This window comes from Pseudomonas sp. F007, assembly GCF_057814275.1.
Genome location: NZ_JBVATA010000005.1, coordinates 528,531 through 539,441, shown reverse-complemented (window position 1 = coordinate 539,441; position 10,911 = coordinate 528,531). Strand labels below are relative to the sequence as shown.

Sequence of the window (10,911 nt, the reverse complement as noted above, 5' to 3'; positions counted from 1 at the left end):
GGCGCTGGTACCGCCTCGACGGCCTGCTGCACGACGCCGAGCAAAACCTGCTCAACGGCTGGGTCTGCGAAGAAGTCGGCGTCACCCCGACCGTCAGCCCCTGGGCCTGGGAAGGCTACGACGTGCTTTTCGACTACAGCACCCCACGCCACAACACCGCCTCGTTCTTCAGCGTCATCGGCGAATTCACCGAAGCCCAATGCCAACGTTTCAAACCCCTGGCCGACAACGACAACGCCGGCCCGATGAAACAACGCCTCTACGACATCATCGACCGCAACCGCGACGGCCATATCACCGGCGACGAACTGCAAGCCGCCCTGCAACTACCGGCCCATGCACAAGCCATTTCACAGATGGTCCTGCGCAAGGAAAGTGAGTGGTTTTACACCCGGGAGAAGTGGGATGGGGTGGATGAACTGATGGGGCACTGCGGGTCAACGCCGGAGTTGAACTGGGTGGCGGAGAAACAGCGGATCGAGCAACCTGGGTGGTGGAGTGAGGTGGCGGAAAGGGTGGGGTTGCCGAGTTGGGGGATTCCTTATCACTTTCATCCAATAGGTTTACTAGGCGCGTTTTCACAAGGATCGAAAGAGTTGTGGATTTTGGGAACTACCTCCGAATATTACGAATCTGGCGGTCGTGGACCTGGTGTTGTTTCAACAGGGAGAGGTGATCACGGGGGCGTTTCTTACGGTGTTTATCAAATGTCGTCCAAAATGGGGGTCGTTCAGGATTTCATTGAGTCGTCCGGATATACCCGTGCTTTTTCTGGTCTGGTAGCTGGAACTGCTGAATTCAACGATCAGTGGAGAAATATCGCGGCCAGAGATTCGAACAAGTTCAGGGATGCTCAGCACGAATATATTAAAAAGACCCATTATGATGTTCAGATAAAGAATGTTTTGAGTGAGATAGGCTTCCCTGTAGAAAATAAGAGTGCTGCATTACACGATCTGGTGTGGTCGACGAGCGTCCAGTTCGGTCCCAGAACCAGGCTGGTGAGAAAAGCTCTGGACGGCTTCGTTATGTCATCTGCATCAGCGTCGGAAATAATTTGTGCTGTGCAAGACTATAAAATACTAAACAATTCAAAGCTTTTTGAGAGTTCTCCTGCATTGCAATCTGGTCTACTTGCAAGAGCAATGGATGAAAAAAGGAAATTGTTGGATTTGGAGAAGAGCAGATATGAAGTTAAATGATATTGCGGTGATGCGACTTGTGGTGTTTGTAATGTTTTTTTTCCTTGGTGTGCGTGCCGAAAGCTACGCGTCGGAGAGCGAAGGGCATGAAAGTAAAGAGTATTTGGAATGTATTGGTTCGGCTCAATTGACTCATCCGGAGATGATTGGCTGCACGCAGGCGGAAATAGAAAGGCATGAAAATCATATCAGATCCGCTATTGAGCGTAATGCCGCAGATGATTCATTGGGTGGGTTGATTGAGTCCATAGGAAAAAGTTCAAGTTGTTTTAATGTGTATATCAATGAACTGTGCGATGCGTATCAGATGCTGGAGGGTCAGAGAGGGGAGGTTTTGCGGGTAAATTGTTTGTTGAAAGAAGTTATCCGTCGAGAGGTCTTTGTTCGGGAAATAATAAATGAGGCGAAAATTTAGAATTTATAAATGCGTGGGATAGGCAAGCGGGGTTGTGTCGTGAAGTAGGGTTAGGCTTGCAGAAGCACCATTGCAAAGACCCGTACTCTTGTGTGTTCCTATAAAGGTGATACGAAAAGTGTGATCTATTTCGGCTGTTTGCTGAAATGTCTCGCATTGGTCATAGACACATCCTGGAACTATTCATTTTTCGAATCTCCAGACTAGCTCCTTTCTTGGGGCCATTGGTTAAAAACCGACGGCTCCATTGCTCGTGCTTATACCAATCGGCAGTCCCGAATGTCTGCTCAAAACGCCATCAGCTTCAAGGAATCGATGACCTCCTGTCGATTGCGCAGCGCTCCGTTCGACTATCTACATGCGAACGAAAACAATCGTCCCACCGACACCCAGGAGCCCCCCCATGCGCACCCTAACCGTCGCCACCTTCCTCAGCCTCGACAACGTCATCCAGGCCCCCGGCGGTCCCACCGAAGACACCCGCGACAATTTCCCATTCGGCGGCTGGATCGTGCCCTACGCCGACGAAGTCTCCGGCCGCGCCATCCATGAACTCTTCGCCCAACCCTTTGAACTGCTGCTGGGGCGCCGTACCTACGATATTTTCGCCGCGTACTGGCCGGGCGTGACGGCCGGTTCCAGCCATCAAACCATCGGCGACAAGTTCAACCGCGTGGCCAAACACGTCGCCACCCACCGCCCCGACACTCTGAAGTGGAACAACAGCCATGCCCTGCAGGGTGATCTGGTGGAAGCAGTGCGCGCATTGAAACGCCAGGACGGGGCGTCGCTGTTGACCCAAGGCAGCGGCGATCTGGTGCGGCAACTGTTGGCGGCGGGGTTGGTGGATGAGTTGCGCTTGATGACGTTTCCGGTGCTGCTCGGTCGCGGCCAGCGGCTGTTCGGTGATGATGCCCAGGCCGCAGCGTTCAGCCTTGAGCAGGTCACCAGCACACCCAGTGGTGTGCTGATTTGCCGTTATGTGCGCACCGGTGAGGTGCGCACGGGGTCGTTTGCCGAGTGAGTGCGATCAGCGCTCGCCTGGGCGATGCAACGCCGCTTCCTGGGCGGCAATTTCCGCCTGGCGCTTGAGGATCATCTCGCCCATGGGCGGGCCCTGGAAGCGGCGGGCTTCGAAGGCGAACCAGATGATGGCGGTCAGGACCAGGAAGCCGATGGTGATGTACAGCGCCCATTCGTTGGGTGGCTGGATGCCGATGATGAAGATCAGCACCATGGACAGGACCGACAGCACGGCGAACAGCGAGTACAGCCCGCGCCCCATGTTCCAGGGGCCCATGGTCGGCCATTTGGCGGTGCCGTAGGTGAACAGGCCGAGGACGATGGGGATGATGAAAGAGAAGAACAGGAAGATCACCGTGCAGGAGACGACGATGGTGTAGACCGGGGTTTCGCCGATCGACACCAGGGACGAGCCCCAGACGAACAGCACCGCGAGGGTCGCGCCGGTCCAGATCGCCGCCACCGGGCTGCGATGGCTGGGGGAGACGCTGGCCAGGGCTTTGGAGCAGGGCAGGCCGCCGTCGCGGGAGAAGGCGAAGATCATCCGCGACACCGAGGTCACGGTGGCCAGGCCGCAGAGAAACTGCGAGACGAAAATCGCCACGTACAGGGCCATCTTCACGTTGGGGTTCATTTGCGTGTCCATCGCCCAGAAGAACACGCTCCAGCCATGGGTCGCGGCTTCGTCGAGGCTGGGCAGCATCAGCACGAAGGAGCTGAGCATCAGCCAGCCGAACAGCAGCGACCAGATCACCGACATGACCATGCCCCAGGGCACCGAGGTGGCCGCCTGGCGGGTTTCCTCGGAGGTGTGCGCCGAGGCGTCGTAGCCAGTGATGGTGTAGATCGGCAGCAGCAGCCCGAGCATGAACACCCAGCCGTTGGACACCTGTGGCCAGACGTTGCCACCCGCCTCGCCGGAGTAGTTGCCGAAGGTCACCAGACGGGCGAAGTCATAGCTGGGGGCGGCGATCAGGCAGGCGATGGTCAGGGCCAGCGCGGTGGCGAAGATCAGGTAGCCGGAGAAGTCGGTGAGCTTCGCGGTCAGGCCAATCCCCAGGTGATTACACATGGCCTGGATGCCGGTGAGGATCGCCATGAAAATCACTCGCGTGGTGATGGTGTCCTCCATGCCCAGCGCCGGGCCGAAGGCGCCGAAGAAGAAGTAGTAGGTGCCGACGTTGATTGCCCCGAGCACCGTCACCAGCCCCAGCAGGTTGAACCAGGCGGTGAGCCAGCCGGTGAAGCGATTGCCGAGGATCGAACTCCAGTGATAGAGCCCGCCCGCCGTGGGGTAGGCCGAGGAGATCTGCGCCATGGCCAGGGCGAATACCCCGGAAATCAGGCAGCCGATGGGCCAGCCGATGCCGATGGCCGCACCGCCTGCGCCCGAGGTGCCCTGGGCCAGCGAGTTGATGCCGCCGGAGAGGATGCAGATGATCGAGAAGGAAATCGCGAAGTTGGAGAACACCCCCATGCGGCGCGACAGTTGCTGGGCGTAGCCCATGCTGTGCAACGCCTTGACGTCGTCGTCATGGGCGGCGGGTTCGGGCTGGCTGGCTGGATTCATCACGTGTGCCCCTGCAGGTTTGATTCACAACCACGGCGCCTGTGGGGCGCGATGGCCTGGTGTTCAACACCCTGTTGTACTGCTCCTGAAACTCGCATAGAGCGGCGCCTGCGCTAGAGACGGCCATGCCAGGCCGCGTCGAAAATCCCGATGGCGTCATCCCGGGTCAACGGCAGCGGATTGCCACTGGCGGACGGGTCGATGATCGCCATGTCGGCAATCAGCTCGACCTCGGGATCGCCTACCACCAGCTCGCGCAGGGTGTGGGGCACGCCGATGTCCTGGCGCAGCTTGAGGACAAAGGCCAGGAAACTGTCGAAGCCCGGGTTGGGCAGGCCCAGGTAGGCGGCGAGGCGGGTGATGCGTTCCTCGATGGCCGGCCGGTTGAACTGCAGGATGTAGGGCATCACGGTGGCGTTGGTCATGCCGTGGTGGGTGTCGTGCAGCGCGCCAATCGGATGGGACAATGCGTGCATGCCGCCCAGGCCTTTCTGGAACGCGGTGGCGCCCATCGCCGCCGCGGCGAGCATCTGCGCGCGGGCGTCGAGGTCGGCCGGGGTGCGCACCGCACGCACCAGGGAACTGGCGACCAGGCGCATGCCTTCGACCGCGATACCGTCGGCCAGCGGGTGAAAGCCCGGTGCGCAATAGGCTTCCAGGCAATGGGCGAAGGCGTCCATGCCGGTGCCGGCAGTGATTTTCGCCGGCATGCCGACGGTCAGGGCCGGGTCGCTGATGACCACCCGCGGCATCATTTTTGGATGGAAGATAATCCGCTTGGTGTGGGTGCGTTCGTCGATGATCACTGCTGCGCGCCCGACTTCCGAGCCGGTGCCGGCGGTGGTCGGTACGGCGATCACCGGGGCGATGGCGCTGTCATCGGCGCGGGTCCAGTAGTCGCCGATGTCTTCGAAGTCCCAGACTGGGCGGGTCTGGCCGCTCATGAAGGCGATCAGCTTGCCCATGTCCAGGCCGCTGCCACCGCCAAATGCGACCACGCCGTCATGCCCACCTGCACGCCAGGCCTCGAGGCCACCGGCCAGATTGGCTTCGACCGGATTGGGCTTGAGGTCGCTGAACATCGCCACGCCCAGGCCGGCATCGCGCAGCGCATCCACCGCAGCGAGGGTGATCGGCGCGCGGGCCAGGCCGCTGTCGGTGACCAGCAGCGGGCGCTGGATCCCCTGGCTGCGGCAGACCTCGGCCAGCTCGTTGATGCGCCCGACACCGAAACGGATGCTCGTGGGGTAGTTCCAGTTTCCGCGCAGGTTCATGTGCTACACCTCGTGCCGCAGGTGGAAGGATTTGGCCCGGGTCAGGTGTTCGTAGCCCAGGCTCGACAGGGTGATCCCGCGCCCGCTGTGCTTGACCCCGGTCCAGGCCAGTGCCGGGTCGAGGTAATCGCAGCGGTTCATGAACACCGTGCCGGTGGCGATCTCGTTGCCCAGGCGCTCGGCGGCGGCCAAGTCTCGAGTCCAGAGCGAAGCACTGAGGCCGAACGGGCTGTCATTCATCAGGGTGAGGGCGTGTTCATCGTCGTCCACCGGCATGATGCCCACCACTGGGCCAAAGCTTTCTTCTCGCATCACTGCCATGCGGTGGCTGACATCCACCAGCACCTGCGGTGCCAGGTAGGCACTGCCGGGGAGGTCGGCAGGGAAGGCGCGGGCGTCGATCAGCGCCGTTGCGCCTTGCTTCACAGCCGCGTTGATCTGCCCGCGCACCGCGTCGGCGGCACCGGTCGAAACCAATGGGCCGAGGGTCGTCGCTTCATTCAGCGGATTGCCGAGCACGTATTCGCCGGTCAGGGCGACGAAGCGCTCGACGAAGGCCGGGTAGAGTTTTTTGTCGACGTAGATCCGTTCGATCGCACAGCAGCTTTGCCCGGAATTGAAGTAGCTGCCATCCACCAGGTTTTCCACCGCGTGTTCGAGGTTGGCGTCGGCGCGCACGTAGGCGGGATCCTTGCCGCCGAGCTCCAGGCCGACGCCGATAAAGCGCCCACTGGCGGCGCTCTCGATGGCTCGGCCGGCGTCCACCGAACCGGTGAAGTTGACTTGCTGGACGCGGCCCGAAGCAATCAACGCGGCGGTCTGCGCGTGATCGAGCAGCAGGTTGTGAAACAGCCCGGTTGGCAGATTGGCCTGTTGCATGGCCTGGGCAAAACGCTCGCCCACCAGCAGGGTTTGCGTGGCGTGCTTGAGGATCACCGCGTTGCCGGCCATCAGCGCCGGGATGACGCTGTTCACCGCCGTCAGGTAGGGGTAATTCCAGGGCGCGACCACCAGCACCGTGCCCAGCGGTTCGCGCTTGATGGTTCGGCGAAAACCGGCGATCGGTTCGGGTTCGATCGGCGCCAGGGCCTGGGCGGCGATGCCGATCATGTAGCGCGCGCGTTCGGCAAACCCGCGCAACTCGCCCGCGCCATAACGCACCGGGCGACCCATCTGCCAGGCCAGCTCCGGGACGATCTGCTCCTGCATCGACAGCATCGCCTGCACCGCCGCGTTGCACAGTGCCGCGCGCTCGTCGAGGGTACGTCGGCGCCACAGGATCTGCGCGGCGCTGGCGTCGGCCACGGCCTGGTCGATCTGCGCCGCATCGGCGCACTGGCGTTCGACGTAGACCCGGCCATTGACCGGGGAAATCAGCTGGACCTTGGTTGTCATGCCGTTCTCAATAGCGCTCGAAGCCGCGCTGCAGTTCCCAGTCGGTGATTCGCCGGTCGTACTCTTTCTGTTCCCACTCGGCGGTGTGCACGTAATGCTCGATCACCTCGTCGCCGAACGCCTCGCGCAACATGCTCGAGGCCTTGAGCGCGGCGCAGGCCTCGCGCAGGGTCTTGGAGACTTCCGGCAGTTGCTCGTCGGCGTAGGCATCGCCCTCGTAGGGCGGCGCCAGCTCGAGCTTCTCATCGATGCCCGCCAGGCCAGCAGCAATCAGCGCGGCGAAGGCCAGGTAGGGGTTGAGGTCGGCGCCACCGATGCGGCATTCGATACGGATCGATTTGCTTTCTTCGGCGCACAGGCGAAAGCCGGCGGTGCGGTTGTCGCGGCTCCAGACTGCTCGCGTCGGGGCAAAGGTGCCGGCCTGGAAGCGCTTGTAGGAGTTGATATAAGGCGCGAGAAAACAGGTGATGTCGCCGGCGTATTTCAGTTGTCCGGCGACCCAGGCGCGCATCAGCTTGGACATGCCGAACTCGGCCTTGGCCTCGAAGAACAGCGGCTTTTTCCCGTTCTTGTCCCACAGCGAATTATGGATATGGCTGCTGGAACCGGCGGCGTCGTAACGCCACTTGGCCATGAAAGTGATCGCCTTGCCCTGCAACTGCGCGATCTCCTTGCAGGCGTGTTTGATGATTACATGGTGGTCGGCCATGGTCAGCGCGTCGGCGTAGCGAATGTTGATTTCTTCCTGGCCCGGGCCCCATTCGCCCTTGGAGTTTTCCACGGGAATTCCCGAGGCCTGCAAGTGCTTGCGAATCGCCCGCAGCACCGGTTCCTCGCGGGTGGTCTGGAGGATGTTGTAGTCCTCGATGTAATGCCCGGCGGTCTTCGGCGCCTGGTAATTGCGCTGGTGGATGGCCGCGTAGCTCTCGTCGAACAGGTAGAACTCCAGCTCCGAGGCGAACATGCCGGTATAGCCACGGGCCCGCAGGCGCTCGATCTGTTTCTTGAGGATCGCTCGTGGGCTGTGGGGCAGGTCCTGGCGATGATGGTGATCGAGCACATCGCACAGCACCAGCGCGGTGCCTTCGAGCCAGGGCACGCGGCGCAGGGTGGTCATGTCGGGCTTGAGCACGAAGTCACCGTAGCCCTTGCTCCAACTGGCGGCGGCGTAGCCGGGCACCGGCTCCATGTCGATGTCATCGGCCAGCAGGTAGTTGCAGCAATGGGTTTCCTGGTAGCCGCTGTCGATGAAGAACTCGACCTGGAAACGCTTGCCGACCAGGCGGCCCTGCATGTCGACCATGCACACCAGCACGGTATCGATTTCGCCGCTGGCTGCGGCGCGCTTGAGTGCATCAAAGCTGAGAAGAGGCTCGGTCATCGGGTCAGTCCTGCGCGAACGGATTGGTCCTGTCTGAGGCAGCTGTTGCAGACGCTCTCCAGAAAACCATCCAACCCTGCAGATACGAGCATCGTGAGCAATGAGCTGCTCAAAGCCTAGCCTATAGTTGGAAGATGCAAGTTGCGCATCGCAAAACTTTGTTACATCGAGGAACCGGACATGACGCTGACCTTGTACTTCCACCCGCTGTCGTCGTACTGCCACAAGGTGCTGATTGCGCTGTACGAGTGCGGCGTTGAGTTCGAGCGCCGGATCATCGATCTGGGCAACAACGCTGATCGCCTCGAGCTGCAGTTGCTGTGGCCAATGGGCAAGTTTCCGGTGCTCCACGATCAATTGCACCAACGCGATGTCGCGGAGTCGAGTGTGATCATCGAGTACCTCGACCACTATTACGGCAGGCAGCATCCGTTGTTGCCCAGCGATTGGGGCAGGGCACTGGACGTGCGGTTCTGGGATCGTTTTTTCGACAACTACGTGCACAGCCCGATGCAGGAAATCGTCGCCGATCGGCTGCGCGGCACCCACGCGGACCTGAGCGTGGCGCGCAACACCCTGGCCATCGCCTACGGCATGATCGAGCGCCAACTGGCCGGCAACACCTGGATTGTCGGTGACGATTTCAGTCTCGCCGACTGCGCTGGCGCCCCGGCGTTGTTTTACGCCAGCACGCTGGTGCCGTTTCCCGCTGAATGTCCTGCACTGAGCGCTTACTTCGAGCGCCTGGCCACCCGACCCTCGTTCGCGCGGGTGATCGATGAGGCCAGGCCATACTTTGGTTTTTATCCATTTGCCGAGCAGTTGCCGCAGCGGTTTCGTTAGCGATTCACCCGGCCACCTTGAAGCGCAGGCACACGGACGTGCCCTGGTGTTCGAAGGTACTCAGGCTGACCTCGCCGCCAAAGCTCTGCATGATCTGCTTGACCATCACCAGGCCGATGCCCAGCCGGCCCTGTTTGGTGGTGTAGAAGGATTTGAACGCCATCAGTTCCTGTTGCCGCGACATGCCTTCGCCGCTGTCGGCAACGATCAGGTCCAGCCATTGCCGCGGCTTGTCGAGGCGCGCGCTGATGGTCAGGGTGCCGCCGCCATGCATGGCTTCGATGGCGTTGGCAATCACGCTGTTGAGGATCTGTGACAGCAGCAACGGGTGGCTGATGATCAGCGGCAGCGGGTCCGGTTTGAACTCGACCCGCACCGCCGCCAGGCTCAGTTGCTGGCTGAACTGGGTCAGCGCGGCCTGGATGATCGGCAGCGGCGCCAGCGGTTGCGGTTCGCCGCGCAGCGGTCGCAGGCACACCAGCAGGTCGTGGACCCAGCCGGCCATGCGATCGACCTGGCCGATGATGTCGCCAATGTTCTGTTGCGCTGGCTGGCCGGGGGTGTCATGGGCCAGTTCGGCGCTGCTGCGAATCACCGCCAGCGGGTTGCGCAGGTTGTGGGCGACGGCGGAGGACATTTCCACCAGGCCGACGTAGGTCTTGTTGGCGACCAGTTGGTTTTCCTGCGCGGCCAGTTGCATCGCCGCCCGGCGCACGATCCAGAACAGCCCGAAGTACAGGAGCAGGCCACCGACCGCGGTGGACAGCCAGATCCACGCATACCCGCGGTCGATACGCTCGATCAGGTCCACCGGCTCCTTGTAGATCTCCACCACCGCGAGGATGTTGCCCCGATCATCACTCAGGGGAATGTAGTTCTCGATGAAGAACATCTTCGGTTCACGGAGGAATTTCTGTTCGGAGCGCTGTTCGTCCAGATCGTTGTAGCGCACCGACACGGGTTCCTTGGCACTGAAGGTGGCATCGAGGGCGGCATTGTCGTCAATCCGATGGCCGATCAGTTGGGGGTTGCTCGACCAGATCACCCGGCGTTGCGGCGAGTAGATATTGATCAGCAGGGTGTCGGGCAGGTTGGACAGGTGATCGAAAAACTCCGAACGGGCGCGCACCCGGTTCTGCGCGATCTCTGGCGAAAGCATGACGTAGTCCACCGGGGCGAGGATGTCGCCCATGCGCATCCCCGATAGACCATGATGGCGGACTTCGCCCTTGGCCAGGCTCTGGATGAATTGCGCCGACAGCATGGCGTCGCGCTCCAGGCTTTCGTTGATCAGGAAGCGCGTGGAAATCGAGCCCAGGCCGAAGGCGATCGCGCTGATCAGGACGAAACTGATCAGCGAGAACCAGCGCAGCAGGTCGAAGTGGCGTGTCGGGGCGATGGTGTCTACCGATCCGCGCGGCAGGACGGTTGACCAGACGGATTTCAGATTCATGACGAACACCCTGCACACAGTCCGTTGATGGCGGCATGCCATGACTTGTCAGCTTAGGTGAACATCAGCCAGGCCGCATCGACTTCATCGCCACGCTTCGCCAGGCTACTTCAACCCCCTGTAGGCGCTGGCTTGCCAGCGAAGAGGGAGTGTCAGCCACCGATGATGTCGGCTGTGCCAGCGCCTTCGCCAGCAAGCTGGCTCCTACAGTGAGGTGACTGCCGATCTAGAGATCGACCTCAATCCTCTGTAGGAGCTGGCTTGCCAGCGAAGAGGGAGTGTCAGCCAACGATGATGTCGGCTGTGCCAGCGCCTTCGCCAGCAAGCTGGCTCCTACGGTGAGGTGACTGCCGAT

General features: G+C 61.2%; 9 protein-coding genes. 4 read left to right on the top strand and 5 right to left on the bottom strand.

What is annotated here, in order from left to right; all coding sequences use genetic code 11:
- From ACZYR5_RS15350 to ACZYR5_RS15340, 3 genes are all read left to right on the top strand, one after another.
- A partial coding sequence (locus ACZYR5_RS15350) for an EF-hand domain-containing protein (protein WP_489090806.1) occupies nucleotides 1–1,202 on the top strand: 1,202 nt, incomplete at its 5' end.
- A complete protein-coding gene (locus tag ACZYR5_RS15345; protein ID WP_489090805.1) occupies nucleotides 1,189–1,617 on the top strand; it encodes a hypothetical protein in 429 nt (142 codons plus the stop codon). The genes ACZYR5_RS15350 and ACZYR5_RS15345, both read left to right, overlap by 14 nt.
- A gap of 403 nt (nucleotides 1,618–2,020) precedes the next feature.
- A complete protein-coding gene (locus ACZYR5_RS15340; protein ID WP_489090804.1) occupies nucleotides 2,021–2,641 on the top strand; it encodes a dihydrofolate reductase family protein in 621 nt (206 codons plus the stop codon).
- 6 nt (nucleotides 2,642–2,647) lie between these two features.
- Here the strand turns inward: ACZYR5_RS15340 and ACZYR5_RS15335 are convergent, their stop codons facing one another.
- The 4 genes from ACZYR5_RS15335 to ACZYR5_RS15320 form a co-directional block, all read right to left on the bottom strand.
- Nucleotides 2,648–4,210, bottom strand: a complete 1,563-nt coding sequence (locus ACZYR5_RS15335) for an amino acid permease (RefSeq protein ID WP_489090803.1) — start codon at nucleotides 4,208–4,210, stop codon at nucleotides 2,648–2,650.
- Nucleotides 4,211–4,323: 113 nt separating this feature from the next.
- The gene (locus tag ACZYR5_RS15330) at nucleotides 4,324–5,484 is read right to left on the bottom strand and encodes an iron-containing alcohol dehydrogenase (protein WP_489090802.1); all 1,161 of its coding nucleotides are present in this window, start codon (nucleotides 5,482–5,484) and stop codon (nucleotides 4,324–4,326) included.
- Nucleotides 5,485–5,487: 3 nt separating this feature from the next.
- On the bottom strand, nucleotides 5,488–6,879 hold the full coding sequence (locus ACZYR5_RS15325) for an aldehyde dehydrogenase family protein (protein ID WP_489090801.1): 1,392 nt from the start codon (nucleotides 6,877–6,879) through the stop codon (nucleotides 5,488–5,490).
- 7 nt (nucleotides 6,880–6,886) lie between these two features.
- Nucleotides 6,887–8,260 (bottom strand): glutamine synthetase family protein, encoded by a 1,374-nt coding sequence (locus ACZYR5_RS15320; protein ID WP_489090800.1) that lies wholly within the window; start codon nucleotides 8,258–8,260, stop codon nucleotides 6,887–6,889.
- A gap of 180 nt (nucleotides 8,261–8,440) precedes the next feature.
- Between ACZYR5_RS15320 and ACZYR5_RS15315 the strand changes: the two genes are divergently transcribed.
- Nucleotides 8,441–9,103: a glutathione S-transferase family protein gene (locus ACZYR5_RS15315; protein ID WP_489090799.1), complete on the top strand. Its 663-nt coding sequence runs from the start codon at nucleotides 8,441–8,443 to the stop codon at nucleotides 9,101–9,103.
- 4 nt (nucleotides 9,104–9,107) lie between these two features.
- Here the strand turns inward: ACZYR5_RS15315 and ACZYR5_RS15310 are convergent, their stop codons facing one another.
- Nucleotides 9,108–10,556 carry a sensor histidine kinase gene (locus ACZYR5_RS15310; RefSeq protein ID WP_489090798.1) on the bottom strand — a complete coding sequence of 483 codons (1,449 nt, stop codon included), beginning with the start codon at nucleotides 10,554–10,556 and terminating at the stop codon, nucleotides 9,108–9,110.
- Nucleotides 10,557–10,911: the final 355 nt, after the last annotated feature.